25 protein-coding genes are annotated in these 24,661 nt (G+C 69.0%); 11 read left to right on the plus strand and 14 right to left on the minus strand.

From position 1 onward, the window contains the following. Positions 1-19 precede the first annotated feature (19 nt). On the plus strand, positions 20-1,072 hold the full coding sequence (locus C8P69_RS16620) for a putative 2-aminoethylphosphonate ABC transporter substrate-binding protein (RefSeq protein WP_108178545.1): 1,053 nt from the start codon (positions 20-22) through the stop codon (positions 1,070-1,072). A gap of 83 nt (positions 1,073-1,155) precedes the next feature. Here the strand turns inward: C8P69_RS16620 and C8P69_RS16625 are convergent, their stop codons facing one another. Then, a complete protein-coding gene (locus C8P69_RS16625) occupies positions 1,156-2,139 on the minus strand; it encodes a tripartite tricarboxylate transporter substrate-binding protein (RefSeq protein WP_108178546.1) in 984 nt (327 codons plus the stop codon). 160 nt (positions 2,140-2,299) lie between these two features. Here C8P69_RS16625 and C8P69_RS16630 point away from each other — a divergent pair, with 160 nt between their 5' ends. Continuing rightward, entirely contained in the window at positions 2,300-3,196 is an 897-nt protein-coding gene (locus C8P69_RS16630) for an alpha/beta fold hydrolase (RefSeq protein ID WP_108178547.1), read from the plus strand. Between the two features lie 334 nt (positions 3,197-3,530). On the opposite strand, the gene C8P69_RS16635 is transcribed toward C8P69_RS16630, so the two are convergent. Beyond that, positions 3,531-4,514 (minus strand): tripartite tricarboxylate transporter substrate-binding protein, encoded by a 984-nt coding sequence (locus tag C8P69_RS16635; RefSeq protein WP_108178548.1) that lies wholly within the window; start codon positions 4,512-4,514, stop codon positions 3,531-3,533. A gap of 49 nt (positions 4,515-4,563) precedes the next feature. Next, positions 4,564-5,259, minus strand: coding sequence for a GntR family transcriptional regulator (locus C8P69_RS16640; protein WP_108178549.1), 696 nt, complete (start codon positions 5,257-5,259; stop codon positions 4,564-4,566). A gap of 132 nt (positions 5,260-5,391) precedes the next feature. Here C8P69_RS16640 and C8P69_RS16645 point away from each other — a divergent pair, with 132 nt between their 5' ends. From C8P69_RS16645 to C8P69_RS16660, 4 genes are all read left to right on the plus strand, one after another. Beyond that, a complete protein-coding gene (locus C8P69_RS16645) occupies positions 5,392-6,468 on the plus strand; it encodes a tartrate dehydrogenase (protein ID WP_108178550.1) in 1,077 nt (358 codons plus the stop codon). Positions 6,469-6,688: 220 nt separating this feature from the next. Further along, positions 6,689-7,765: a tartrate dehydrogenase gene (locus C8P69_RS16650; RefSeq protein ID WP_108178551.1), complete on the plus strand. Its 1,077-nt coding sequence runs from the start codon at positions 6,689-6,691 to the stop codon at positions 7,763-7,765. A gap of 527 nt (positions 7,766-8,292) precedes the next feature. Then, positions 8,293-8,976, plus strand: a complete 684-nt coding sequence (locus C8P69_RS16655) for a TerC family protein (RefSeq protein ID WP_108178552.1) — start codon at positions 8,293-8,295, stop codon at positions 8,974-8,976. 112 nt (positions 8,977-9,088) lie between these two features. After that, positions 9,089-9,826, plus strand: a complete 738-nt coding sequence (locus C8P69_RS16660) for a TerC family protein (protein WP_108178553.1) — start codon at positions 9,089-9,091, stop codon at positions 9,824-9,826. 64 nt (positions 9,827-9,890) lie between these two features. On the opposite strand, the gene recF is transcribed toward C8P69_RS16660, so the two are convergent. From recF to C8P69_RS16685, 5 genes are all read right to left on the minus strand, one after another. Then, a complete protein-coding gene (recF, locus tag C8P69_RS16665) occupies positions 9,891-11,033 on the minus strand; it encodes a DNA replication/repair protein RecF (RefSeq protein ID WP_108178554.1) in 1,143 nt (380 codons plus the stop codon). 318 nt (positions 11,034-11,351) lie between these two features. Next, entirely contained in the window at positions 11,352-11,867 is a 516-nt protein-coding gene (locus tag C8P69_RS16670; RefSeq protein ID WP_245902088.1) for an L-2-amino-thiazoline-4-carboxylic acid hydrolase, read from the minus strand. 100 nt (positions 11,868-11,967) lie between these two features. Beyond that, positions 11,968-12,492, minus strand: coding sequence for a response regulator (locus C8P69_RS16675; protein WP_108178556.1), 525 nt, complete (start codon positions 12,490-12,492; stop codon positions 11,968-11,970). A gap of 72 nt (positions 12,493-12,564) precedes the next feature. Beyond that, a complete protein-coding gene (locus C8P69_RS16680) occupies positions 12,565-13,140 on the minus strand; it encodes a nicotinate-nucleotide adenylyltransferase (RefSeq protein ID WP_108178600.1) in 576 nt (191 codons plus the stop codon). Between the two features lie 77 nt (positions 13,141-13,217). After that, on the minus strand, positions 13,218-14,522 hold the full coding sequence (locus C8P69_RS16685) for a glutamate-5-semialdehyde dehydrogenase (protein ID WP_108178557.1): 1,305 nt from the start codon (positions 14,520-14,522) through the stop codon (positions 13,218-13,220). A 178-nt stretch (positions 14,523-14,700) separates the two neighbouring features. On the opposite strand from C8P69_RS16685, the gene C8P69_RS16690 reads away from it, so the two are divergent. From C8P69_RS16690 to pncA, 3 genes are all read left to right on the plus strand, one after another. Continuing rightward, the gene (locus C8P69_RS16690) at positions 14,701-15,864 is read left to right on the plus strand and encodes a divergent polysaccharide deacetylase family protein (protein ID WP_108178558.1); all 1,164 of its coding nucleotides are present in this window, start codon (positions 14,701-14,703) and stop codon (positions 15,862-15,864) included. Positions 15,865-15,890: 26 nt separating this feature from the next. Then, positions 15,891-16,403, plus strand: a complete 513-nt coding sequence (locus tag C8P69_RS16695; RefSeq protein ID WP_108178559.1) for an RNA pyrophosphohydrolase — start codon at positions 15,891-15,893, stop codon at positions 16,401-16,403. Positions 16,404-16,758: 355 nt separating this feature from the next. Then, on the plus strand, positions 16,759-17,451 hold the full coding sequence (gene pncA, locus C8P69_RS16705; RefSeq protein WP_108178561.1) for a bifunctional nicotinamidase/pyrazinamidase: 693 nt from the start codon (positions 16,759-16,761) through the stop codon (positions 17,449-17,451). 851 nt (positions 17,452-18,302) lie between these two features. Here the strand turns inward: pncA and C8P69_RS16710 are convergent. From C8P69_RS16710 to C8P69_RS16735, 6 genes are read right to left on the minus strand one after another with little or no spacing between them, the layout of a single operon-like run. After that, positions 18,303-18,716 (minus strand): F0F1 ATP synthase subunit epsilon, encoded by a 414-nt coding sequence (locus C8P69_RS16710; protein WP_108178562.1) that lies wholly within the window; start codon positions 18,714-18,716, stop codon positions 18,303-18,305. Between the two features lie 27 nt (positions 18,717-18,743). Beyond that, positions 18,744-20,186: a F0F1 ATP synthase subunit beta gene (gene atpD / locus C8P69_RS16715; RefSeq protein ID WP_108178563.1), complete on the minus strand. Its 1,443-nt coding sequence runs from the start codon at positions 20,184-20,186 to the stop codon at positions 18,744-18,746. A gap of 28 nt (positions 20,187-20,214) precedes the next feature. Beyond that, the gene (locus C8P69_RS16720) at positions 20,215-21,093 is read right to left on the minus strand and encodes a F0F1 ATP synthase subunit gamma (RefSeq protein ID WP_108178564.1); all 879 of its coding nucleotides are present in this window, start codon (positions 21,091-21,093) and stop codon (positions 20,215-20,217) included. Then, the gene (locus tag C8P69_RS16725) at positions 21,093-21,545 is read right to left on the minus strand and encodes a PH domain-containing protein (protein ID WP_108178565.1); all 453 of its coding nucleotides are present in this window, start codon (positions 21,543-21,545) and stop codon (positions 21,093-21,095) included. Before C8P69_RS16725 ends, C8P69_RS16720 begins: the two co-directional genes overlap by 1 nt. 10 nt (positions 21,546-21,555) lie before the next feature. Continuing rightward, complete coding sequence (gene atpA / locus C8P69_RS16730; protein ID WP_108178566.1) at positions 21,556-23,085, minus strand: F0F1 ATP synthase subunit alpha; 1,530 nt, start codon at positions 23,083-23,085, stop codon at positions 21,556-21,558. Continuing rightward, a complete protein-coding gene (locus C8P69_RS16735) occupies positions 23,085-23,645 on the minus strand; it encodes a F0F1 ATP synthase subunit delta (protein WP_108178567.1) in 561 nt (186 codons plus the stop codon). Before C8P69_RS16735 ends, atpA begins: the two co-directional genes overlap by 1 nt. Positions 23,646-23,999: 354 nt before the next feature. On the opposite strand from C8P69_RS16735, the gene C8P69_RS16740 reads away from it, so the two are divergent. Both C8P69_RS16740 and C8P69_RS16745 read left to right on the plus strand, forming a co-directional pair. Further along, positions 24,000-24,251, plus strand: coding sequence for a type II toxin-antitoxin system VapB family antitoxin (locus tag C8P69_RS16740; protein WP_108178568.1), 252 nt, complete (start codon positions 24,000-24,002; stop codon positions 24,249-24,251). Between the two features lie 3 nt (positions 24,252-24,254). Continuing rightward, complete coding sequence (locus tag C8P69_RS16745; protein WP_108178569.1) at positions 24,255-24,647, plus strand: type II toxin-antitoxin system VapC family toxin; 393 nt, start codon at positions 24,255-24,257, stop codon at positions 24,645-24,647. Positions 24,648-24,661 lie beyond the last annotated feature (14 nt).

Here is a 24,661-nt window from a genome sequence, read left to right on the forward strand (position 1 = left end):
TCGCGAAGCGGGAGGGCGCATGGTCGGGGGGGCGAAATCGGGGCTGAGAGGCTGGCTCGCCGCCATCGCCGTGTCGCTTGTCGCTGCTGCGGCGCCGGCCGCTGCCCAGCAACGCACGCTGGTGACGCTCTACTCGGCAGTCGAGACGGATCAGCTCTCCGTCCTCAAACAGGCGATCGAGACCGACATGCCGGATATCGAGGTGCGCTGGGTGCGCGACTCGACCGGCGTTATCACCGCCCGCGTGCTGGCCGAACGCGCGACGCCCCGCGCCGACATGATCCTCGGCCTTGCGGCCACCAGCCTGCTGCTCTTCGCTGAACAGGACCTTCTGGAGCCTTATCGTCCCGCAGGGGTGGACCAGCTCAAGCCCGCCTTCCAGGACCGCAGCGCGGCCTATCGCTGGACCGGCATGGACGCCTATGTAGCGGCCATCTGCTTCAACCGCGACGAGGCCCGCAAGGTCGGCGCGCCCGCCATCAACCGCTGGAGCGACCTGCTCCATCCCTCGCTGCGCCAGCGCATCGTCATGCCGCATCCCGCCTCCTCCGGCACCGGCTTCCTGCTGGTCTCGGGCTGGATCCAGATGATGGGCGAGGAGGCGGCGTGGCGGTTCATGGAACAGCTGCACGAGAGCATCGCGCTCTACACCCATTCCGGCAGCGCGCCCTGCGTCCAGGCCGGGCGCGGCGAGCGCGTCGTCGGCCTGTCCTTCGACATGCGTGGCGCCCGCGAGCGAACCAATGGCGCGCCCATTGACGTCGTGGTGCCCGAGGACGGGGCGGGCTGGGAGATGGAGGCCTTCGCGCTGATGCGCAACCGGCCACCGGCCCAGGCCGCAGCCGCCCGCCGGATCGCCGACTGGGCGGCGAGCAAGCGCGCCAACGAGCTCTATGCCCAGTTCTACGCCGTGGTGGCGCACCGGGACGTCGCCAACAAGCCGGCGAACTATCCGCCCTTCGCCGAAGCCCGCATGCTGCGCAGCGACTTCTCCTGGATGGCGCAGAACCGCGACCGGATCCTCAGCGAATGGTCGCGACGCTTCGACCAGCGCCTTCCCGCCCCCCGCTGATCCCCCACAAAGCAGAAGGCCCCGCCGGTGACGACGGGGCCTTTCGGTTCGAGAGGGTCGGTGGCCGGCTGTCGGCCGCGTCCTCAGTTGGAGGCGGTGACGCCCGCCTCCTTGATGACCGGGGTCCACTTGGCGATCTCGGCCTCGAGGAAGGCGCGCAGGCCAGCGGGGGTGGCGAGGTTGCCGGTCGGCAGGTCGGCGCCGAGTTCGGCGAGGCGGGCCTTTACGCCATCATCGTTCAGCGCGGCGACGAGGGCCTGGTTGAGGCGGGTGACGATCGCATCCGGCGTGCCCTTCGGCGCGAGCATCGCGTTCCAGACGACGACCTGGTAGGCGGGCAGGCCGGCCTCGGCAGTGGTCGGGACGTCGGGGAGGGCGGCGTTGCGCTGCGGCTGGGCGACGGCGAAGGCCTTGATCGTGCCGGCGCGGACCTGCGGGGCGACGTTGACCACCTGGTCGCAGAGATAGTCGACCTGGCCGGCGACGAGGTCGTTCATGGCCGGGCCGGTGCCGCGATAGGGGACCGACTGCGGCTTCACGCCGATGATGGCGTGCAGCAGGAGGCAGGTCGTGTGGCTGACCGAGCCGATGCCGGCATGGGCGTTGTTGGCGGTGCGCTCATTGGCCTTCAGCCAGGCGACGAACTCGGTGAGGTTGTTCGCCGGCAGCGCCTTCTTGGCGGTGATCAGGATGGCGTTGGTGTTGACCAGGCCGATCGGCGCGAAATCCGAGACCGGGTTGTAGCGCAGGTTCGGATAGAGCGCGACCGAGGCGGCGTGGGTGCCGGTATGGCCGATCATGATCGAGTAGCCGTCCGGAGCCGCCTGGGTGAGGCGGGTCGAGCCGGTGGTGCCGCCGGCGCCGGCGACGTTCTCGATGACGATGGCCTGGCCGAGGTTCTTCGACATGGCCTCAGCCACGATGCGGGCGACGACGTCGGTCGGGCCGCCGGCGGCGAACGGGATAATCATGGTGATGGGCCGTGCCGGATAGGTCTGCGCGGCAGCCGGCATGGCGCCGGCGACGAGGGCCGCAGCGGTCGCGGCAACGAGATGACGACGATTCATGGAGGTCCTCCTGAACTCTGGAAAGTCCGCATCCGGGTCGTGTTATGCCCGGTTCCGGCCCGGCATAGCCAATTCCCGGCGGGTTGGATAGTCAGGAGCTAGGGCTGCGACGCTTCGCGGCAATGGGTGCGGCATCAGGGTGTGGCACCGAGGAGGACCAATGATCGAGCATGCGGTGACGGACCGTCTCTTCCCCGGCTTCAGGAAACTGGACATCGCCACGTCCGGCACGACCATCCGGCTGCGCACCGGCGGCACCGGCCCGGCGCTGCTCCTGCTCCACGGCTACCCGCAGACCCACGTGCTCTGGCACAAGGTCGCACCCCGGCTCGCCGAGCGCTTCACCGTCGTCGCCGCCGACCTTCGCGGCTATGGCGACAGCGGCAAGCCGGCGACCGATGCCGGCCACACGCCCTATGCCAAGCGCGCCATGGCTAAGGACATGGCGGAGGTGATGTCGGCCCTCGGCCACGAGACCTTCTTCGTCTGCGGCCATGACCGCGGCGCCCGCGTCGCCCACCGCCTCGCCCTCGACCATGCCGAGCGGGTCAGGAAGCTCTGCGTCCTCGACATCGCGCCGACCCGCGAGATGTATGCCGGGACGACCGACACCTTCGCCCGCGCCTACTGGCACTGGTTCTTCCTCATCACCCCCGCGCCCTTCCCCGAGCGGATGATCGCCGCCGACCCGGATGCCTACTGGCTGAAGAAATGCGGCTCGGGCTCGGCCGGCCTGTCGCCCTTCACGCCGGAGGCGCTCGCCGAATACCTGCGCTGCTTCCGCGACCCCGCCACCATCCATGCGAGCTGCGAGGACTACCGCGCCGCCGCCACCATCGACATCGCCCATGACGATGCCGACGGCGACAGGAAGGTCGCCTGCCCCATGCGGGTGCTCTGGGGCCAGCATGGCGTCATCGAGCGCTGCTTCGACGCGCTGGAGCTCTGGCGGCAGCGGGCGGTGGAGGTCTCCGGCCGCGCCCTGCCCGGCGGGCATTACCTCGCCGAGGAGCTTCCCGAGGAGGTTGCCGGGGAGCTGGAGGCGTTCTTCGGCTGAGGTGAGGTCCGCGGGCTGGAGCGCCGCCTCTCCCCGGCGGGGAGAGGCCGACGAGCGCAGCGAGGCGGGAGAGGCGGAGAGCGTTGCCCCTACAGAGCCCCCTCTCCCGGCCTGCGGCCGACCTCTCCCCGCTGGGGAGAGGTGAAGGTCGGCGCCCCTCAGTCTTGGGGCGGGTGCACCTCGACCGGTACGGCCGGGCTTGTCCCGGCCATCCACGACTTGAACACAGCCGCTTGAAGGGAAGTCGTGGATGCCCGGCACAAGGCCGGGCATGACGGGTGAGGCTCAGGCGCATGATCGATGTCGCTGCTGTCTCGCGCGACACCGCCGAGCCTCAGTTCGCGGTCACACCCGCGGCCCGGATGACCGGCGTCCACTTGTCGACCTCCGCCGCCACATGCGCCCGCAGCGCATCCGGCGTCTGGCCGGCCGCATCCGGGATCTCGCAGCCGAGCTCGAGCAGACGGCGGCGCACGCCCTCATCGGCCAGCGCCGCGCGGCCGGCGGCGTTCAGCCGGTCGACGATCTCCTTCGGCGTGCCCTTCGGCGCGAAGATGGCGTTCCAGCCGACCGCCTGGAAGGCGGCAAGGCCCGCCTCGGCGCTGGTCGGCACATCGGGCGCCGTCGGCAGGCGGCCGGGCGTCGCCACCACGAAGGTCTTGAGGTTGGCGAGCTGCGGCACGATGCCGACCGTCTGGTCGCAGACATAGTCGAGCTGCTTGCCGAGCAGCGCCGCCATGGCCGGGCCGGAGCCGCGGAACGGCACGTGCTGGACCGGTGCGCCGACGAGGTGGTGGAAGAACACACAGGTCAGGTGCGAGGTCGAGCCGACGCCGCCATGCCCGTAATTGTAGCGGCCCGGATTGGCCTTGATGAGGGCGATGAGCTCTTGCAGCGTATTGGCCGGGAAGTCCTTGTGGGCGGCGATCAGCATGGGCGTGCCGGCGGCATTGATCACCGGCTCGAAATCGGTGCGCGGATCATAGGCGAGGCGCGGATAGAGGCCGACCGAGGCCGAATGCGTGCCGAGATTGCCCATGACGAGCGTGTAGCCGTCGGGCGTTGAGCGGGCGACGCGGGTCGAGCCGGTGGTGCCGCCGGCCCCCGCGACATTCTCCACCACGATGGACTGGCCAAGCGTGCGGGCCATGTGCTCGGCCATGATGCGGGCGATGATGTCGGTCGGCCCGCCCGCGGCGAAGGGCACGACGAGGGTGATGGGGCGGTCCGGGAAGGTCTGGGCCTGCGCCCCCGGCATGGCGGCAAGACCGGCCAGGGCGGCAAGAGCGAGCGTGGTGCGTCGGGTCAGTCGTGTCATGTCGTTCCTCCGGTGATGGAGCGCCGGTTGGCCCGGCTGCCCTGGTGGATCAGAGATGTTTGAGGCCCCAGGCCGCGAGCAGCGGCAGGAGTTCGCCCTGCGTGCGCTGGCGATGGGCGCGCGCGGCCCGGTCGGCCGCGGCGCCGTCGCCGCCGCGGATGGCCGCCGCGATGGCCCGGTGCTCGGCCGTGGAGGCCGTCAGGTTGCCGCGCAGGTTCAAGGTGAGCATGCGGGCCCTGTGCATCTGGTCGGCGACGGTGCGGGCGATGCGGTCGATGCGGCCATTGCCGCAGGCTTCCACAAGACCGCGGTGGAAGTCCTCATCCGCCACGCCCCAGGCCCGCATGTCGCCCGCCGCGAGCGCGGCTTCCATGCGGTCCGTCGCCGCGGCCAGCGCATCGGCCACCGCCGCGCGGCGCTCCTCGGACAGGCCCGCGGCGAGTTCGGCCGCGCGGCCCTCGATGGCGATCATCACGTCGTAGATCTCGCGGACATCGTCGGGGGCAAGGGCGCAGATGACGATGCCGCGCTTCGGCACGATGCGGACGAGCCCCTCCTCCTGCAGCTTCAGCAGCGCCTCGTGGACAGGGGTGCGGCTGACGCCGAGGCGCAGCGCGATCTCCTGCGCCGACGCCTGGTAGCCGGGCGCAAAGGTGCCGTCGCGGATCGCCTCCTTGATGGCGGCATAGGCGTCGTCGCCCCGGGACGGGCGGCTGGGCGGATCGGAGGAGCGCGACAGGGTCACTGGAGGTCACCGGCAAAGCTGAAACATCCATATCATCTTCCATGGAAGCTGCAATGGATCATTGACAAGCCGGTATCGGAGGGCGCATCACACCGCCCCGACGACCATCCGGCGCCCGAGGACCGACGCCCCATGAAGACCTATCGCATCGCCGCCATTCCTGGAGACGGCATCGGCACCGAGGTGGTGTCCGCCGGCGTCGAGGTGCTCGAGGCCCTTGCCGCCCGCGACGGTGGCTTCGCCATGGCCTTCGACCATTTCGACTGGGGCGGCGAGTACTACAAGAAGCACGGGCGCATGATGCCGGAGGATGGCCGCGAGCAGATCCGCCGCCACGACGCCATCCTCTTCGGCTCAGCCGGCCATCCCGACATTCCCGACCACATCACGCTCTGGGGCCTGAGGCTCGCCATCTGCCAGCCCTTCGACCAGTACGCCAATGTGCGGCCGACCCGCATCCTGCCGGGCATCACCTCGCCGCTGCGCCACGTCACCGGGCCGGAGCTCGACTGGGTCATCGTCCGCGAGAATTCCGAGGGCGAATATGCCGGCGTCGGCGGCCGCGTTCACCAGGGCCTGCCGATCGAGGCGGCGACCGACGTGTCGATGATGACCCGCGCCGGCGTCACCCGCATCATGCGCTTCGCCTTCCGGCTCGCCCAGTCGCGGCCGCGCAAGCTCCTCACCGTCGTCACCAAGTCCAACGCCCAGCGCTATGCCATGGTGATGTGGGACGAGATCGCCGTGGAGGTCGCCAAGGAATTCCCGGACGTGACCTGGGACAAGGCCATCGTCGACGCCATGACCATGCGCATGACGCTCAAGCCCGAGAGCATCGACACGGTGGTGGCGACCAACCTCCACGCCGACATCCTCTCCGACCTCGCCGCGGCCCTCGCCGGCTCGCTGGGCATCGCCCCGACCGCAAACCTCAATCCCGAGCGCGAATTCCCCTCGATGTTCGAGCCGATCCACGGCTCGGCCTTCGACATCATGGGCAAGGGCATCGCCAATCCCATCGGCACCTTCTGGTCATCGGCCATGATGCTCGACCATCTCGGGGCGTTCGGCGCCGCCGCCCGCCTGATGCGCGCCATCGAACGCGTCACCGCCGACGCGTCGCTTCACACGCCGGATCTCGGCGGCCAGGCGACGACGCGCAAGGTCACCGATGCGGTAATCGCCGCCATCCGCGCCGACAACGAATAGCAGGTCGGCTCGCCGGCCTCTAGCCTGCCGGGCGCAGCCCGTCTATGCCGCCCCAACGGCTGGAACGGTCCCTCGTCGCGTCATGGCCGGGCTTGTCCCGGCCATCCACGACTGGACCACGACGGCGCGAGACAAAGTCGTGGATGCCCGGCACAAGGCCGGGCATGACGTGAAGTGCGCGGCGCCCGGATCACGGCGCGCGAGGCTCGAGGAGATCCCCATGGCCCGTTCCAACACCTACAAGCTCGCCGTCATTCCCGGCGACGGCATCGGCAAGGAGGTCATGCCCGAGGGCCTGCGCGTTCTCGAGGCCGCGGCGCGCAAGTTCCGCTTCTCGGTCGATCTCGACCACCACGACTTCTCGTCCTGGGACTATTACGAGAAGCACGGCCGCATGATGCCCGAGGACTGGAAGGCGAAGATCGGCGGCTCGGACGCCATCTTCTTCGGCGCCGTCGGCATGCCCGACAAGATCCCCGACCACATCTCGCTCTGGGGCTCGCTGCTGCTGATGCGCCGCGAGTTCGACCAGTACGTGAACCTGCGCCCGGTGAAGCTGATGCCGGGCGTCCCCTCGCCGCTCGCCAACCGCAAGCCCGGCGACATCGACTTCTTCGTCGTGCGCGAGAACACCGAGGGCGAGTATTCCTCGGTTGGCGGGCGCATGTTCCCGGGCACGGAGCGCGAATTCGTGCTGCAGGAGACGGTGATGACCCGCATCGGCGTCGACCGCATCCTGAAATATGCCTTCGAGCTCGCGATGAAGCGGCCGCGCAAGAAGCTGACCAGCGCCACCAAGTCCAACGGCATCTCGATCTCGATGCCCTACTGGGACGAGCGCGTCGCCGAGATGAAGAAGGCCTATCCGGACGTCGCCGTGGACCAGTACCACATCGACATCCTCACCGCGCATTTCGTGCTGAACCCCGACCGCTTCGACGTGGTCGTCGCCTCGAACCTCTTCGGCGACATCCTCTCCGACCTCGGCCCGGCCTGCACCGGCACGATCGGCATCGCGCCGTCGGGCAACATCAACCCGGACCGCAAGTTCCCCTCGCTCTTCGAGCCGGTCCACGGCTCGGCCCCGGACATCGCCGGCAAGGGCATCGCCAATCCCATCGGCCAGATCTGGTCGGCGGCGATGATGCTCGACCATCTCGGCGAGCCGGAGGCGGCCGCGGCCATCGTCCGTGCCATCGAGGAGGTTCTGGCGAAGGCCGAGTACCGCACCCGCGACCTCGGCGGCACGGCCGACACGGTCGGTTGCGGCAAGGCGGTGGCCGACGCCCTGGCGTAACCCGTCACGAGAGGGTTCGCGGGCCTTCGCAGCTTTCGCGGGCGAAAGGGCCCCTCACCCCTCCCTCTTCCCGCAAGCGGGGAGAGGGGGCAACGAGCGTCGCGCGCTTATCGGCAACCAAGCTGCCAGGCAGAACGACGAAGAAGCCGTGAGACGTTGTCGTCACCCTCTCCCCGCTCGCGGGAAGAGGGAAGGGTGAGGGGCCGGTACGGCAGTCCGGCCCGCCCGTCGCAGTTCCACCCAAACTCCACCGTCATGGCCGGGCCTGTCCCGGCCATCCACGACTTGAACACAACGTCATCGACAGAATTCGTGGATGCCCGGCACAAGGCCGGGCATGACGCGTGGTGGTTCCCGCAGCCCTCCAAGGAGCTCGACGATTAATTGAAATTACGTACGTAGATTCTTCCACGTACGTAATTTCGAGAAGCCGCCTGCTGAGCAAAAGCCCTTACGTAGCAACAACTGCGTATGTCCATGAAGGCGGCAATTGCCTAGTTTTGACGCCCAAACGGTAGGGCGCCCCCATGGATTTCTCGACTCTGACCTGGATCGGTCTTCTCCAGGTCATCTGGATCAACATCATCCTCTCCGGCGACAATGCGGTCGTCATCGCTCTGGCCTGTCGCGGCCTGCCCGAACGCCAGCGGCTGATCGGCATGGTGCTGGGCGCCGGCGTCGCCATCGCGCTGCGCGTCGTCTTCACGCTCTTCGTCGCCACGCTCCTCGACATGCCCTTCCTGCGGCTCGCGGGCGGCCTGCTCCTCTTCTGGATCGCCGTGAAGCTCGTCACCGACGAGGGTGAGGGCGACGACCACATCCAGGCCTCCGACAAGCTCTTCCACGCGGTGAAGACGGTCGCCATCGCTGATGCTGTCATGAGCCTCGACAACGTGCTGGCCATCGCCGCCGTCGCCCGCGACAGCAAGGCGATGCTGGTCATCGGCCTGATCATCTCGATCCCGCTGATCGTCGCCGGCGCCTCGCTCATCATGAAGCTGCTGGAGCGCCTGCCGATCCTCGTCTGGGCCGGCGCGGGCCTGCTCGGCTGGCTGGCCGGCGACATGATGCTCAACGACCCGATCGTGAAGGGCTATCTCGGCGGCGAGGTGGTCCATCGCTTCGAGCTGCCGGCCGAAGTGGTCGGAGCGGCCATCGTCATCGGCATCGCCTACCTGATTCGACGCACGCGAACGGCCGAAGCCGTCTGATCCCGGCGGGGCTCGCAAAAAAACTGCGGGCCCCTGCTGACATCGGCACAATTACGTATTATGTCGCACCACCCCCGGCCGCCCTTCCGCGGTCGCATCGGATGGACGCGGCATGGACAATCAATTCTGGATCGGCCTTCTCCAGATCATCTGGATCGACCTCCTGCTCTCCGGCGACAACGCGGTCGTCATCGCGCTGGCCTGCCGCGGCCTGCCCGAGAAGCAGCGCAAGATGGGCGTCCTGCTCGGCGCCGGTGCGGCCGTCGGCCTGCGCATCATCTTCGCCCTGATCATCACCTATCTGCTCGCCATCCCCTTCCTGAAGCTCGTCGGCGGCCTGCTGCTGCTCTGGATCGCCGCCAAGCTGGCGATCGGCGAGGAAGAGGGCGGCCATGGCGAGATCGCCGAGACCGACAATCTGTGGGCCGCGGTGCGCACCGTCGCCATCGCCGATGCGGTGATGAGCCTCGACAACGTGCTCGCCATCGCCGCCGCCTCGCACGGCAATGTCTGGCTCTTCGTCTTCGGTCTGGCGCTCACCATCCCGCTGATCATCTTCGGCTCGGCGCTGATCCTCGGCATCATCGAGCGCTTCCCGCTCTTCGTCTGGGCCGGCGCGGCCCTGCTCGGCTGGATCGCCGGCGACATGCTGCTGAACGACCCCTTCGTCCTGAAGCAGCTCCAGGCCTTCAACCCGGCCCTCGTTGTCCAGGACCTGGTCAACCCCGCCGTCGGCTGGAAGGCCGCTCCGCTGCCGCACTACATCGCCGCCGTCTCCGGCGCGGTGCTGGTGGTGGCCATCGGCCTCATCGTGCGCCGCCGCCGCACCGAGGCCTCGGCCGCCCACTGACGGGCAAGCGACCGGAACATGCATCGAAGCCCGCCCTCGTGGCGGGCTTCGTCGTTTGGGGGGATCAGCGGGAGACGACGCCGTCGGCGACGGTGAAGATATCGGCGCGGGCCGCGAGGGCCTCGAAGGCCTGCGGGTCGGCCCCGGTCATCCAGACCTGGGCGCGCAAGCCCTCCAGCGCGTCGTAGAGCGCGGCGCGGCGCGCCGGGTCGAGATGGGCCGCCACCTCGTCGAGCAGCACCACCGGCGTGAAGCCGGCCATCTCCGCCACCAGCCGCGCATGGGCCAGCACCAGGCCGATCAGCAGCGCCTTCTGCTGGCCGGTGGAGCACCGCTCGGCCGGCGCGCCGGAGGGCCCGTGCACCGCCAGGAGATCGGTCAGGTGCGGCCCGGCCGTGGTCCGGCCAGCGGCGCGGTCGCGATGCCGGTTGTCGCGCAGCACGGCGCGGTACTCGTCCTCCACGCTCACCGCAGGGCGTTCCAGCACGCCGGCCTCGAGGGTGCCGTCGAGGGCGAGCAGCGCGAAGGGGAAGGGTGAGGCCGGATCCTTGGTCGCCTCGATGAGCCCGGCAAGGCGCCTCACCGTCTCGGCGCGGCCGGCAGCCACCGCTACCGCAAGCTCGGCCGTCTCGTGCTCGACCGCGTCGAGCCAGGCCGGATCAGGGGCGACCTCCTCCAGCAGGCGGTTGCGCGAGCGAAGCGACCGCTCCAGCGCATTGACCCGGCTGCCATGGTCGGCGTCGACCGCCAGCACCAGCCTGTCGAGGAAACGCCGCCGCTCGCCGGCCGAACCGAGGAACAGCCCGTCCATGGCGGGGGTCAGCCAGACAACGCGGACATGATCGGCAAAGGCGGCGGCCGAGCCCACCGGCACGCGGTCGACGCGGCACTGGCGCGAGCGCGTCTCCGGATCGCCGCCGTCGATGCCGGTGCCAAGCACCGCCTCGTCATAGGGGCCCTCGACGGTGGCGCTGACCGCCCAGCCGCCATCGCCCTGGTCATGGGCGGCCTCGGCGAGGGTGGCGCGCCTGAGGCCGCGGCCAGGGGTCAGGAAGGAGAGGGCCTCGAGCACATTGGTCTTGCCCGCGCCATTCTGGCCGACCAGCGCGACCAGATCGGCGCGCGGCTCGAGCGTCGCGGCGCGGTAGCTGCGGAAGCGGGAGAGGGCGAGGCGCGTGACACGTCCGCGGATGGGCTGTGCGCCCATGCCCGTCTCGTCTACCTGGTGAATCGCCTCCGCCATGGGGACCTTATGGCGATCCGTGCCGCGCCGCGCCACCCCCGAGGTGGCAGGAGGCGGAGGGAGTGTTGGACCGTGGTGCCGGACCCCTCACCCTTCCCTCTCCCCGCAAGCGGGGAGAGGGGACGTCGGCGTCGCGGCAGTTCGTCTGCGTCGCGCAGGCCTCACCGTCGTCGAGGGAGTCATGACGCTGTTGACCCCTCTCCCCGCTTGCGGGGAGAGGGAAGGGTGAGGGGCGAGCCAAGGCACCAGCCACGAAGAACGCGGCGCCCCTCAGCCTTCTCCTCACGCCTTCGGCTGGTCGGCCTCGTAGGTGAAGCGGAAGTCGCAATGCGAGGCGCCCTGCATGATGGTCTGGGTGCGCTCCAGCTTCAGCTTGGGGTCATAGCCCTCGCAGAACGTGCCGTCGCGCTGGCAGGAGAGCAGCCCGCCGATCTCGCCGAGGCCCATCGCCTTGTACATCTCGGAATAGCGGCAGCGCACCACGTTGAAGGCGTAGGTGCTCTCGGAGCGGCCGACCTCCTCGATGGTCAGCGCGCCCTCGGCGGTCCACAGCGACTGCATGTCGATGAAGGCCTGCAGCGAGGTGCTGCCCTGCTGCGCGGCAAAGCGCGAGGCCTGTTCCAGGGCCGACCGGCGCACCGCCTCGCCGATGGTGGAGCGCGCCACCTCGACGCCGTGGCTCGCCTTGAGCTGGTCGTAGACGTGCTTGAGGATTTCCGCCTCGATCCGCCGCTTCTCGATCATGGAGAGGCCCGCGGGATGGGCGGGCGGCGTGGCGGCGGCGGTCTCGGTGGTCACGGTCATGCTCCTTCGAATGGTTCGAAGGAGATTGGAACCGGATCGATGGGCCCTTGCAAGACCCGCCGGTGCAAGGCTCCCGCCGAAATCGTCGCGCCTGTCAGGCGACGTTGGCGGGCTGCTGCTGGGCGCGCGCCTTGAGACGGGGCTCGACCAGGAGCTTGCGCGGCTCGGGACCGTAATAGCCGTCGAGCTGCACCATCGGCCGCGGCTTGACGATGATGGAGATGATGCGCTCCAGCAGCGCCTTGCCGGAGATCGGCTTGGCGACGAATTCATGCACGCCGAGCCGCGTCGCCTCCATCACGCGCCAGCGCTCCAGATGCGAGGTCAGCATGATGATCGGCACGTCCGGCATCGGGAAGGAGCGCGGATTGCGCACGATGCGCAGCAGCTCCGCCCCGTTCAGCATCGGCATCTCCCAGTCGAGGATGACGATGTCCGGCGCGTGGACACGGATGTGCTCTAGGCCGGCGAGGCCGTCGGCGGCCTCGTGGATCGTCTTGATGCCGATATTGGTGAGGATGTTGCGCACGACTTTGCGCATGAACTGGTTGTCGTCGACGATCAGCACGTCGACGCTCGACAGAAGCTGTTCCGCCTTTTTGGAAATCAGGCCGTTCATGTGTCCGCCGCCCCTGTGGCTGTTGGGGGCACACTAGGGGCCGCGGCTTGAACCCCGGCTAAGCCGATCGAGTCAATTTGAATGAAGTTGCATTTTTGCGCGGAGCGCCGTCGAGGACAGCGGCGACTTCAATCCGTGCAGGAAGATCCAGGCCGGCGGGCGGGCATCGGCGAGCAGCAGGCCGTCGCTTTCGGTGAGGCGATGGCGGGCGAGGGTCTGGGCCGCGACACCGGCGCTGGCGCGAAGGCTGGCGCCCGGGCGGTCGATCACCGCCAGCGGCAGCATGGCGGCAATGCCGCGCCAGTTCTGCCAGAGATGGAACTGGGCGAGGTTGTCCGCCCCCATGATCCAGACGAAGCGCACGCCGCGGCAGCGCGCCTTGAGCGCGGCGATCGTGTCGGAGGTGTAGCGGGTGCCGAGCGCCGCCTCGATGCCGGTCACGGCGATACGCGGGTGGCGGGCGAGGCGCTTCGCCGCGGCGATGCGTTCATCCAGCGGGGCGAGGCCCCGGCCGCTCTTCAGGGGATTGCCGGGGCTCACCAGCCACCAGACCGCGTCGAGGCCGAGCTTCTTCAGCGCTGCCAGCGCCGCCAGCCGATGCGCCTCATGCGGCGGATTGAAGGATCCGCCGAACAGGCCGATCCGCATCCCCGGCGCATGCGGCGGCAGGACGAGGCGGGCGCCCGGCCGCGGCCGGCGGCGGGCAATGCGGCTGCCCTGCGGTCTCACGGACGGGTCTGTCCCGCGCCGCGCACCCGGTACTTGAAGGTGGTGAGCTGCTCGACGCCCACCGGCCCGCGGGCATGCATGCGGCCGGTGGCGATGCCGATCTCCGCGCCGAAGCCGAACTCGCCGCCATCGGCGAACTGGGTCGAGGCATTGTGCAGCACGATGGCGCTGTCCACCTCGGCGAGGAACCGGTCGGCGGCCACCTGGTCGGTGGTGACGATGGCGTCGGTGTGGTGCGAGCCGTAGCGCTCGATATGGGCGATGGCGTCGCCGAGGCCGGAGACCACCTTCACGGCGATGATCGCGTCGCCGAACTCGGTGGACCAGTCCTCCTCGCTCGCCGGCTTGACCCGCGGATCGACGATGCGGGTGAGGCTGTCGCCGCGCACCTCGCAGCCCGCATCGATGAGGGCGGTGACGAGCGGCTTCAGGTGGGTGCCGGCGCAGGCCTCGTCGACCAGCAGCGTTTCCGCCGCGCCGCAGACGCTGGTGCGCCGCATCTTGGCGTTGAGCACGATGTCGCGGGCCATGCCGAGCGGCGCCGCGCCATGGACATAGACGTGGTTGTTGCCGTCGAGATGGGCGAAGACCGGCACGCGGGCCTCCGCCTGGACGCGGGCGACGAGGCTCTTGCCGCCGCGCGGAATGATGACGTCGATCGTGCCGCCGAGGCCCTGCAGCATGAGGCCGACGGCCTCGCGGTCGCGGGTCGGCACGAGCGAGATGGCGGCGGCCGGCAGGCCCGCCTTCTCCAGCCCCGCGGCGATGGCCTGGTGGATCGCCCGCGACGAGCGGAAGCTGTCCGAACCCCCGCGCAGGATGGCGGCATTGCCCGACTTGAGGCAGAGCGCTGCGGCATCGGCCGTGACGTTCGGCCGGCTCTCGTAGATGACGCCGACGACGCCGAGCGGTACGCGGACGCGCTCGATGCGCAGGCCATTCGGCCGGTCCCAGGCCGACATCACCTCGCCGACGGGATCGGGCAGCGAGCGCACGAGGTCGAGGCCCGCGGCGATGGCCTCGACGCGGGCCGGATCGAGGGCGAGGCGATCGACGAAGGAGGCGGTCATGCCCTGCCGGCGGGCCTCGGCCACGTCCTCGGCATTGGCCTCGCAGATGGCGGCGGAGCGGGCGCGAATGGCCTGGGCCATGGCGGCGAGGGCAGCATCCTTCTGGGCCGGCGTCGCAAGGGCGAGGCGCCGCGCGGCAGCCTTCGCCTTGCGGCCGATCTCCAGCATCTGCTCTTCGGTGCCTGCCGCCTCGCCGATGGCGGCGACGCCGGCGAAGGTCGTCGCGCTCATCGCACGCCCCGCTTCCCTGGTCCTCTAGGGGACCGTGCGTAGCACGGCCGGCAAAACAGGTAAAATCACCGAGGCCGCAGGGGAAGGTGGAGGGTTTCGGCGGTTTGGTTAACCGGGGTTTAACGCTTGACCCGTGATCTAGGGGAGCGGTGATCCGAACCGCGCCGACACGGGCGCCATGACCGACGACCTCAATGCCCCGCTCGGGGTGGCCAGCGACCAGGAGACGAAGCGGCGGTGGCCGGCGCTTCCGCTCGTGCCGATCGCTGCCGGCGTGGTCGGCGTGATGATCCTCGGCATCGCCGGCGCCATCGCCTTCATCCACAATCCGCTCGGCGGCGAGCCGCGCGCCATCGCCGCCATCGCAGCCGCCCCGCCGCGGTCCGCCGAACCGGCGCCGCAGCAGCAGGCCTCTCCCCCGCCGGCCGCCACGCCGGCCGAGGAGCCGGGCAACACCATCTCCATCATCGACGGCATGTCCGGTCAGTCCCGCCAGGTGCGGGTGGCGGCGCCGCCGCCCGAACAGACGGCCGGCCTCGACCCGCGCCTCGTCGAGCGCACGGCGCAGGGAATCCTGCCGCGGGTCGCCCCCGACGGCAGCCGGCCGCGCGACGTCTATGCCCGCGCCGTGCGCCTGCCTCCCGGCGCCGATCCGGCCCAGCCGCGCGTCGCCATCCTCATCGGCGGCCTCGGCATCAGCCAGCAGAGCACCGCCGAGGCGATGACCAAGCTGCCCGGCGCGGTCTCCTTCGCCTTCGCGCCCTATCCGAGCGACCTGGAGCGCATGGTGGCCAGGGCCCGCGCCGAAGGGCACGAGGTCTTCCTGCAGGTGCCGATGGAACCGCTCGACTATCCCGAAAACGATCCCGGCCCGCGGACCCTGCTCACCACCCTGCCAGCCGAGCGCAACATCGAGCGGCTCCACTGGTCGATGGCCCGCTTCCAGGGCTATGCCGGCATCGTCAACTACATGGGCGCCAAGTTCTCGGCCTCCGAGAGCGCGCTGGCGCCGGTGCTGCGCGAGGCCAACCGCCGCGGCCTGATGGTCATCGACGACGGCACCTCGGCCCGCAGCCTCATCCCGCAGATCGCCGCCGGGCTGCAGCAGCCGGCCCTGCGCGGCGATGTCCATCTCGACCGCGTGCCGACCCCGGCCGAGGTCGATGTCCAGCTCGCCCGCCTCGAGGCGAGGGCCCGCGAGACCGGCTTTGCCCTCGGCGTCGGCGCCGCCCTGCCGGTGACCATCGACCGCGTCGCCCGCTGGGCGCGGGCGCTGGAAGCCAAGGGCATCCTGCTGGTGCCGGTTTCCGCCGGAGTGGCCCGCCGCTCCCCCACCGGCTAAGCTGCCTGTCCGACCGGAACACCGCCATGCCCCGCTTCGAAGACCTGCCCTACCGGCCCTGCGTCGGCGTCGCCCTGTTCAACCGCCAGGGCCGCGTCTTCGTCGGCCGCCGCAAGGGCCCGGCGCCCGAGCATGTCGATGCGAGCCATGCCTGGCAGATGCCGCAGGGCGGCATCGATCCCGGCGAGGAGCCCCTGGCCACCGCCCGCCGCGAGCTCTTCGAGGAGACCAATGTCCGCTCGGTGACGCTGCTCGCCGAGGCCTCCGAATGGTTCGCCTACGACCTGCCGCAGGTGGTCGCCGGCCAGGCCTGGCGGGGCAAGTATCGCGGCCAGACGCAGAAATGGTTCGCCTTCCGCTTCGACGGCGACGAGAGCGAGATCGACGTGCTGCGCCCCGGCGGCGGCCACCACAAGCCGGAATTCGAGGCCTGGCGCTGGGAGGACCTGCACGCAACCCCGGGGCTCATCATCCCCTTCAAGCGCGGCGTTTACGAGCGGGTCGTCGAGGCCTTCCGGCCCTTCGCCCATCCGGTGTGAGCGGGGCAAGGTTGAGCCGCCGGAATACCGACGCCTGACAGTATTTTCGCGGAAACACACCCGTCATGCCCGGCCTTGTGCCGGGCATCCACGAATTCTCTTCAGACGGCGGTGTTCAAGTCGTGGATGCCCGGGATGAACCCGGGCATGACGGCAAGGGCGCGGCATCCTCCAGAAGATTGAGAACCGGCCCGACCGGCACCCTAAACGCAACCCAGTGGCATCCGGGTTCTCCCGCATCGCACCATCCGGCGATCGGCGTAGCCTCACCCTCCAGGACCATGCCCCTGAGGAGGCCGCCGTGACCGAACCCCGAATACCCGCTGCCGGATCTTTCACCCTCGACCGCCGCACCATGATCGCCGGGGCCTCGGTGCTCACCGCCACGGCCGCCACCAGCGCCGCCCGCGGCCAGGGACGCCCCACCATCGACGGCCAGACCGCGCTCATCGTCGTCGATGTGCAGAACGACTTCTGCCCCGGCGGCCGGCTCGCCGTGCCGAAGGGCGACGAGGTCGTCGCCATCTGCAACACGATCGGCCGGCGCTTCCAGAACGTCGTCTTCACCCAGGACTGGCACCCGGAAGGCCATTCCTCCTTCGCCACCAGCCATCCCGGCAAGAAGCCCTTCGAGGTGGTGCAGATGCCCTATGGGCCACAGGTCCTCTGGCCCGACCACTGCACCTGGGATTCGGCCGGCGCCGAATTCCACGAGGGGCTCGACCTGCCCCATGCCCAGACCATCATCCGCAAGGGCTATCGCAAGGAGGTCGACAGCTATTCCGGCTTCATGGAGGCGGACCGGCGGACGGCGACGGGGCTTGGCGGCTACCTCAAGGAGCGCGGCGTCACCCGTGCCGTGTTGGTGGGCCTCGCCACCGATTTCTGCGTCAACTGGACGGCGCAGGACGCCGCCAAGGCGGGGCTGGAAACCTTCGTTGTCGAGGAGGCCTGCCGGGCCATCGACCTCGGCGGCTCGCTGGACAAGGCCTGGGCCGACATGGCGGCGCTGGGGGTCAAGCGGATCAAGGTGACGGATCTGGGGTGAGTGCCGGCAGGCTCCCGGGTTCCCGAGATAGGATTTTTGTCCTTGACGAGCGTCGCGCTCGGTGATAGGTGTTGAGGCAGGTTCCGGTGTTGCGCCTGATGCGCCAACCGGGGCTGCCCCACTACCGCGCTGCATTGCCGAAGTGCGTCCTTCGAGGCTCGCTGTCGCTCGCACCTCAGGATGAGGTGGGTTGTGTCTGGCATCGGGCGCGGCCGATGCGACAACAACCCGGTCGTCTCGGCAGCATGCAGCTCACCCCCGTCCTCATCCTGAGGTGCGAGCGCATAGCGAGAGGCGAACGCATCTCGCGTTCGCTCGATGCTATGGCGAGCCTCGAAGGACGCACTTGGGCGCTGCAACGCGACCAGGACCGGTTCGAGGCAACCACGCCCGCTCCGAACCGCACTGCCCCCGCCAACGCCCCCGGATGAGCTTCGACCCCTCAGACAGACGCGGTCCGCCCCACCTCTCCCCAGCGGGGAGAGGTCGACGAGCGAAGCGAGGCGGGAGAGGGGGAGCCTTCTCTGGATCGGTCTGAAGCCCCCTCTCCCGGCCTTCGGCCGACCTCTCCCCGCTGGGGAGAGGTGGGAGACGCGCCCCGCGAAGGGAGGTCGTCGGTGCGCCCGCGAGAAGAGGTGATCGGAGCGCCAACGAAGAGAGGTCATCGGAGCGCTGCCGGGACGAGTTGATCGGAACATCCTGCGTCCGGAGCCGGAGAGGCGCAGGCGCCACGGGCAACGGGACGACGCCCCCCAGCCGCGCAAAGGGTCCCCCTCAAACCCCAAGCGCCCCCCCCAACGCAAAAGGCCGCCCGGAGGCGGCCTTCGCGAAAGTCTGAAACCCAACGCGGGTCAGTGCGTCGAGGAGGCGGTGCCCAGCGCAGCCTTGACGCCCTTGAGCTGGTCGAGGCGCTCGGAGGCCTTGTGCCGCGCCGCGTCGTCCTTGGCGTCGGCGAGGTCTTCCTCGGCGTTCTTGATGTCCTGGTCGAGATGGGCGGCGTTGAGGTCCTCGACCGGCGTCGCGCGCTCGGCCAGCACGGTGAGGCCGCCCGACGACACCTCGGCGAAGCCGCCGCGGACATAGAGCCGCTTCGGCTGGCCATCGGCGTGGATGGTCAGGATGCCCGGCCGCAGCGTCGAGACGAAGGGCGAGTGCCCGGCGAGGATGCCGAAGTCACCCTCGGAACCCGGCACCACCACCTGCTCGACGGCGCCCGAGAAGAGCTGACGCTCGGGCGAGACCAGTTCGAAATGGAAGGTCGCCATGTCGTGCGATCCTCTTTCTCAAGCCGCTCAGGCGGCTTCGGCGGCGAGCTTGCGGCCCTTCTCGACAGCCTCCTCGATGGTGCCGACCATGTAGAAGGCGGCCTCCGGGAGGTGGTCGTACTTGCCCTCGACGAGATCGCCGAAGCCCTTCACCGTGTCCTTCAGGTCGACGAACTTGCCGGGAGCACCGGTGAAGACCTCGGCGACGTGGAAGGGCTGGGAGAGGAAGCGCTCGACCTTGCGGGCGCGGGCGACGGTGAGCTTGTCCTCTTCCGAGAGCTCGTCCATGCCGAGGATGGCGATGATGTCCTGGAGCGCCTTGTAGCGCTGCAGGGTCTGCTGGACCTTGCGGGCCACCGCGTAGTGCTCGTCACCGATGACGCGGGGGTCGAGCATGCGCGAGGTCGAGTCGAGCGGGTCCACCGCCGGATAGATGCCCTTCTCGGCGATCGAGCGGTTGAGCACGGTCGTCGCGTCGAGGTGGGCGAAGGAGGTGGCCGGCGCCGGGTCGGTGAGGTCGTCCGCCGGCACGTAGATCGCCTGCACCGAGGTGATCGAGCCCTTCTGGGTGGTGGTGATGCGCTCCTGGAGGGCGCCCATGTCGGTGGCGAGCGTCGGCTGATAGCCCACCGCCGAGGGGATGCGGCCGAGAAGCGCCGACACCTCGGAGCCCGCCTGGGTGAAGCGGAAGATGTTGTCGACGAAGAACAGCACGTCCTGGCCCTGGTCGCGGAAGTGCTCGGCGATGGTCAGGCCCGAGAGGGCGACGCGGGCGCGGGCGCCCGGCGGCTCGTTCATCTGGCCGAACACGAGGGCGCACTTGGAGCCTTCGCCGCCGCCCTTCTTGTTCACGCCGGACTCGATGAACTCGTGATAGAGGTCGTTGCCCTCACGGGTGCGCTCGCCGACGCCGGCGAACACCGAGTAGCCGCCGTGGGCCTTGGCGACGTTGTTGATGAGCTCCTGGATGAGCACGGTCTTGCCGACGCCGGCGCCGCCGAACAGGCCGATCTTGCCGCCCTTGGCGTAGGGGGCGAGGAGGTCGACGACCTTGATGCCGGTCACGAGGATCTCGGCTTCCGTCGCCTGCTCGGCGAAGGTCGGGGCCGGCTGGTGGATGGCGCGGGTCAGCGTGGTCTTGACCGGGCCGGCCTCGTCGATCGGCTCGCCGACGACGTTGAGGATGCGGCCGAGGGTCTCGTCACCGACGGGAACGGCGATCGGCTGGCCGGTGTCCTTGACCTCCTGGCCGCGCACCAGGCCCTCGGACGTGTCCATGGCGATGCAGCGGACGGTGTTCTCGCCGAGGTGCTGGGCGACCTCGAGAACGAGGCGGTTGCCGTTGTTGCTGGTCTCGAGCGCGTTCAGGATCTGCGGCAGATGCCCGTCGAACTGCACGTCGACGACGGCGCCGATGACCTGGCTGATCCGGCCGGTACCCGCCGGCGCGTTGGTCGCTGTCTTTGCCATGATGGGGTCCTCGTTCAATGACGTGAGCTCAGAGCGCCTCAGCGCCCGAGATGATTTCGATGAGTTCCTTGGTGATCATCGCCTGACGCGCGCGGTTGTACTTGAGCGTCTGCTTCTTGATCATCTCGCCGGCATTGCGCGTCGCATTGTCCATGGAGGACATGCGGGCGCCCTGCTCCGACGCGGCGTTCTCGAGGATCGCCTTGAAGATCTGGATGGTCACGTTGCGCGGCAGGAGATCGGCGAGGATCTCGGTCTCGCCGGGCTCGAACTCGTAAGGGGCGGTGTCGGCGCCGGCCGGGGCGGCCTCGCCGGCGACCTGCGCCGGGATGATCTGCTGCGCCGTCGGGATCTGCGAGATCACCGACTTGAACTTCGAGAAGAACAGCGTCGCGATGTCGAACTGGCCGTCGGCGAAGAGCTTCTGCACCTGGGTGCTGACCTCCTCGGCCTGGGCGTAGGAGAGCTGCTTCACCGCGCGGAATTCGATGTAGCCGACGATCTGCTTGTCGAACTGGCGGCGGATGAGATCGTAGCCCTTGCGTCCGACGCAGAAGAACTTGACCGTCTTGCCCTCGGCCTGCAGGGCCAGGGCCCGCTCGCGGGCGAGGCGGACGATGGAGCTGTTGAAGGCGCCGCACAGGCCGCGCTCGGCGGTGGCGACGACGAGCAGGTGAACCTGGTCCTTGCCCGTGCCGGACAGCAGCACCGGGGCATCGGCACCCGAGACGCCGGCGGTCAGGTTGGCGAGCACCGCCTCCATCTTCTCGGCATAGGGGCGCGCCGCCTCTGCCGCCGTCTGGGCGCGCTTCAGCTTCGCCGCGGCCACCATCTGCATGGCCTTGGTGATCTTCTGCGTCGCCTTCACGGAGGCGATGCGGTTCCTCAGATCCTTCAAGCTCGGCATCAGCCGACGTCCCTTCTGGCTTCGATGGCCTGTTCCACCTTGCGGCGGAAGACCAGCGGATCCGCGATCATCTTGATGGGCGTGGCGTTGATGCCCGTCCCATGGACGGTCACGTTCCCGAAATTGAGGACGCGACCGAGAAATGTCTGGTCGACCGAGATGGAGTCGACCTTTTCGAGCCTCTGCTCGATGGTGGAGCGGGCCACGAGGCCCCACTTCGCCACCACCTTGCGGGAGGTGACCGCCAGCTCGGTGGTCCGGCTCAGGAACCAGGCCACCAGCAGCCAGAGCGCCGCCGCCGCGAGCACCGCCAGGCCATAGGGCCAGGCGAGGACCGTGGCGGCGAGGCCGACGATCACGGCGACGATGGGCCAGAAGTAGACGATCCAGTGGATCGTCGCTTCATGGACGATGGTCTCGCCCGGCCCGAGGCTGTCGCCGACGTAGCTCACCGCCCGGCGATCAGCCGAACGACGCCGCGAAGCTCTCCACCGCGGCCTTCAGCTTGCCGGCCGTGTCGTCGGAGAGATCCTTGGAGGAGCGGATCGCCTCGAGGATGGTGCCCTCGGAGCGCAGCTTGCCGAGCAGACCCTCTTCGAAGGCCTTCACGCGGTTCAGCGGCAGCTTGTCGAGGTAGCCGTTGGTGCCGGCCCAGATGACCGCAACCTGCTCTTCCATCTTCAGCGGCGAGTACTGGTTCTGCTTGAGGAGCTCGGTGAGACGGGCGCCGCGGTTGAGCAGGCGCTGGGTCGTCGCGTCGAGGTCCGAGCCGAACTGGGCGAAGGCGGCCATCTCGCGATACTGGGCGAGCTCGCCTTTGATCTTGCCAGCGACCTTCTTCATCGCCTTGGTCTGCGCCGAGGAGCCGACGCGCGACACGGAGAGGCCGACGTTCACCGCCGGGCGGATGCCCTGGAAGAACAGGTCGGTCTCGAGGAAGATCTGGCCGTCGGTGATGGAGATGACGTTGGTCGGGATGTAGGCCGACACGTCGTTGGCCTGCGTCTCGATGACGGGCAGCGCGGTCAGCGAGCCCTTGCCGGCGTCGTCACCCATCTTCGCCGCGCGCTCGAGCAGGCGGGAGTGGAGATAGAACACGTCGCCCGGATAGGCCTCGCGGCCCGGCGGACGGCGCAGCAGCAGCGACATCTGGCGGTAGGCGACGGCCTGCTTGGACAGGTCGTCATAGATGATGACGGCGTGCATGCCGTTGTCGCGGAAGAACTCGCCCATGGCGCAGCCGGCGAAGGGCGCCAGGAACTGCATCGGGGCGGCGTCGGAGGCGGTGGCGGCGACGACGATCGAGTACTCGAGCGCGCCGTTCTCCTCGAGCGCCTTCACGAACTGGGCGACCGTGGAGCGCTTCTGGCCGACGGCGACGTAGACGCAGTAGAGCTTCTGGTGCTCGTCGGCGCCGGCGACGTTCAGCGGCTTCTGGTTGAGGATCGTGTCGAGGGCGATGGCGGTCTTGCCGGTCTGGCGGTCGCCGATGATCAGCTCGCGCTGGCCGCGGCCGATCGGGATCAGCGCGTCGATCGACTTCAGGCCCGTCGCCATCGGCTCGTGCACCGACTTGCGCGGAATGATGCCCGGGGCCTTCACGTCGACGCGGCGACGCTCGGTGGACTCGATCGGGCCCTTGCCGTCGATCGGGTTGCCGAGGGCGTCGACGACGCGGCCGAGAAGGCCCTTGCCGACGGGGACGTCCACGATGGCGCCGGTGCGCTTCACCGTGTCGCCTTCCTTGATGTCACGGTCGGCGCCGAAGATGACGATACCGACATTGTCGGTCTCGAGGTTCAGCGCCATGCCGCGGATGCCGTTGTCGAACTCGACCATCTCGCCCGCCTGGACGTTGTCGAGACCGTAAACGCGGGCAATACCGTCACCGACGGACAGCACCTGGCCGACCTCGGAGACTTCCGCCTCCTGACCGAAGTTCTTGATCTGCTCCTTGAGGATCGCAGAGATTTCAGCGGCGCGGATGTCCATCAGCCGACCTCTTTCATGGCGGTTCGAATCGCGTTGAGCTTGGTGCGAAGGGACGTGTCGATCATCCGCGAGCCGACCTTCACGATCAGCCCGCCGAGAATGGCCGGGTCCACCTTCACGTCGATCTTGGGCTCCTTGCCGAGCACGTCCTTGAGGGCGGCCGACAGCGAGGAGGAATGGGTGGGCGACAGCGCCTCGGCGACCGTCACCTCGGCGATGATCTCGCCGCGCGACTTGGCCACCAGGCCGTTGAAGCCGCGGATGATGCTCTCGATGGCGAAGAGACGGCGATTCGCCGCCACCACCTTGATGAGGTTCGCGGCGATGCCGCCGATGCCGGCCTTCGCCAGGATGGCGCCGACCGCCTTGGCCTGCTCGTCAGAGGAGAAGACGGGGCTCTTCACCAGCCGCCGCAGGTCCTCGGAGCCCTCCAGAAGGGCGGTGAACCGACCGAGATCGGCCTGCACCTGGTCAACCTGGCCCGCCTCGCTCGCCAGCTCGAAAAGGGCGGATGCATAGCGCCCCGCCATGCCGGAAACGGTCTTGTCTTCGCCAGCCACCGCGTCTCTCGCGCTTGAGGCGTCGAAACCTCCGGTCTTCCTGTGCCGCCCCGCTTTCGCACGGTGACATCAAACCGTTGTCTCGACTGGGAAATTCAGCCCCGGAAGAGGGTCACACGCGTGACCTGCCCCCAAAGTCGGCTGTCCGGTAGCACACGTATTCTCATGGTGCAACGCCATGCGAGCCATGTGCCTCTGCACCAAAGGTCGCGGAGCCGCGGCTTTCCACGGGTTTTGGTGGCGCCGCCCTGCCGATGCAGCGCCAAGGCGCACCCGCCACCCCGCCGCCCTGTCGACGATCGGCAGGATCTGCTATCTTTAAAGGAAGACAATAAGGCAGCGAGGAAGATCGCGGTGGCGCTCAACATCAAGGACCCTGAGGCTGACCGGCTGGCGCGGCAGGTCGCCGAGATGACGGGCGAAACCATCACCGGCGCCGTGGTCACCGCACTGAAGGAGAAGCTGGCGCGGGAGCAACGTCGCCAGTCCGATACCGAAGTGTTGGTCGACGACGTTCTCCGTGTCGCCCGCAGTCTCGCGAGTCTGCCGATGCGCGACCACCGCAGCGACGAGGCGATCCTCGGGTTCGACGCGATGGTCGAGTAACGGATGGTCATCGACACCTCTGCCCTGCTCGCGATCCTTTTCTCGGAACCCGAGGCGGCCGATCTGATCCGCGCCATCGCGCAGGACGGGACGCGGCTGATGTCGGCGGGCAGCATTCTCGAGGCTGGCATCATCGCCCAGGCCCGCAAGGGCGATGCCGGTGGCCATGCTCTCGACCTGATGGTCGTCAAGCTTGGCATCGACATCGTGGCGATGACGCCCCATCACGCGGACATCGCCCGGCGCGCCTTCCGTCTGTTCGGCAAGGGGCAGGCCAAGGCCGGCCTCAACTACGGCGACTGCATCGCCTACGCCCTGGCACGGGACACTGGCGAGCCCCTGCTCTTAAAGGGCGACGACTTCAGGCAGACCGACATCGTCGCGGTGCAGTGGTAGCCCCCAAACGCAAC

The organism is Phreatobacter oligotrophus (assembly GCF_003046185.1).
In the GTDB taxonomy this organism is placed as follows: domain Bacteria; phylum Pseudomonadota; class Alphaproteobacteria; order Rhizobiales; family Phreatobacteraceae; genus Phreatobacter; species Phreatobacter oligotrophus.

Coding starts and splice junctions, on each gene's coding strand:
- C8P69_RS16620 (WP_108178545.1), top strand. CDS start 20: ATGGTCGGGGGGGCGAAATCGGGGCTGAGAGGCTGGCTCGCCGCCATC.
- C8P69_RS16625 (WP_108178546.1), bottom strand. CDS start 2,139: ATGAATCGTCGTCATCTCGTTGCCGCGACCGCTGCGGCCCTCGTCGCC.
- C8P69_RS16630 (WP_108178547.1), top strand. CDS start 2,300: ATGATCGAGCATGCGGTGACGGACCGTCTCTTCCCCGGCTTCAGGAAA.
- C8P69_RS16635 (WP_108178548.1), bottom strand. CDS start 4,514: ATGACACGACTGACCCGACGCACCACGCTCGCTCTTGCCGCCCTGGCC.
- C8P69_RS16645 (WP_108178550.1), top strand. CDS start 5,392: ATGAAGACCTATCGCATCGCCGCCATTCCTGGAGACGGCATCGGCACC.
- C8P69_RS16650 (WP_108178551.1), top strand. CDS start 6,689: ATGGCCCGTTCCAACACCTACAAGCTCGCCGTCATTCCCGGCGACGGC.
- C8P69_RS16655 (WP_108178552.1), top strand. CDS start 8,293: ATGGATTTCTCGACTCTGACCTGGATCGGTCTTCTCCAGGTCATCTGG.
- C8P69_RS16660 (WP_108178553.1), top strand. CDS start 9,089: ATGGACAATCAATTCTGGATCGGCCTTCTCCAGATCATCTGGATCGAC.
- recF (WP_108178554.1), bottom strand. CDS start 11,033: ATGGGCGCACAGCCCATCCGCGGACGTGTCACGCGCCTCGCCCTCTCC.
- C8P69_RS16675 (WP_108178556.1), bottom strand. CDS start 12,492: ATGAACGGCCTGATTTCCAAAAAGGCGGAACAGCTTCTGTCGAGCGTC.
- C8P69_RS16680 (WP_108178600.1), bottom strand. CDS start 13,140: ATGCGGATCGGCCTGTTCGGCGGATCCTTCAATCCGCCGCATGAGGCG.
- C8P69_RS16685 (WP_108178557.1), bottom strand. CDS start 14,522: ATGAGCGCGACGACCTTCGCCGGCGTCGCCGCCATCGGCGAGGCGGCA.
- C8P69_RS16690 (WP_108178558.1), top strand. CDS start 14,701: ATGACCGACGACCTCAATGCCCCGCTCGGGGTGGCCAGCGACCAGGAG.
- C8P69_RS16695 (WP_108178559.1), top strand. CDS start 15,891: ATGCCCCGCTTCGAAGACCTGCCCTACCGGCCCTGCGTCGGCGTCGCC.
- pncA (WP_108178561.1), top strand. CDS start 16,759: ATGATCGCCGGGGCCTCGGTGCTCACCGCCACGGCCGCCACCAGCGCC.
- C8P69_RS16710 (WP_108178562.1), bottom strand. CDS start 18,716: ATGGCGACCTTCCATTTCGAACTGGTCTCGCCCGAGCGTCAGCTCTTC.
- atpD (WP_108178563.1), bottom strand. CDS start 20,186: ATGGCAAAGACAGCGACCAACGCGCCGGCGGGTACCGGCCGGATCAGC.
- C8P69_RS16720 (WP_108178564.1), bottom strand. CDS start 21,093: ATGCCGAGCTTGAAGGATCTGAGGAACCGCATCGCCTCCGTGAAGGCG.
- atpA (WP_108178566.1), bottom strand. CDS start 23,085: ATGGACATCCGCGCCGCTGAAATCTCTGCGATCCTCAAGGAGCAGATC.
- C8P69_RS16745 (WP_108178569.1), top strand. CDS start 24,255: ATGGTCATCGACACCTCTGCCCTGCTCGCGATCCTTTTCTCGGAACCC.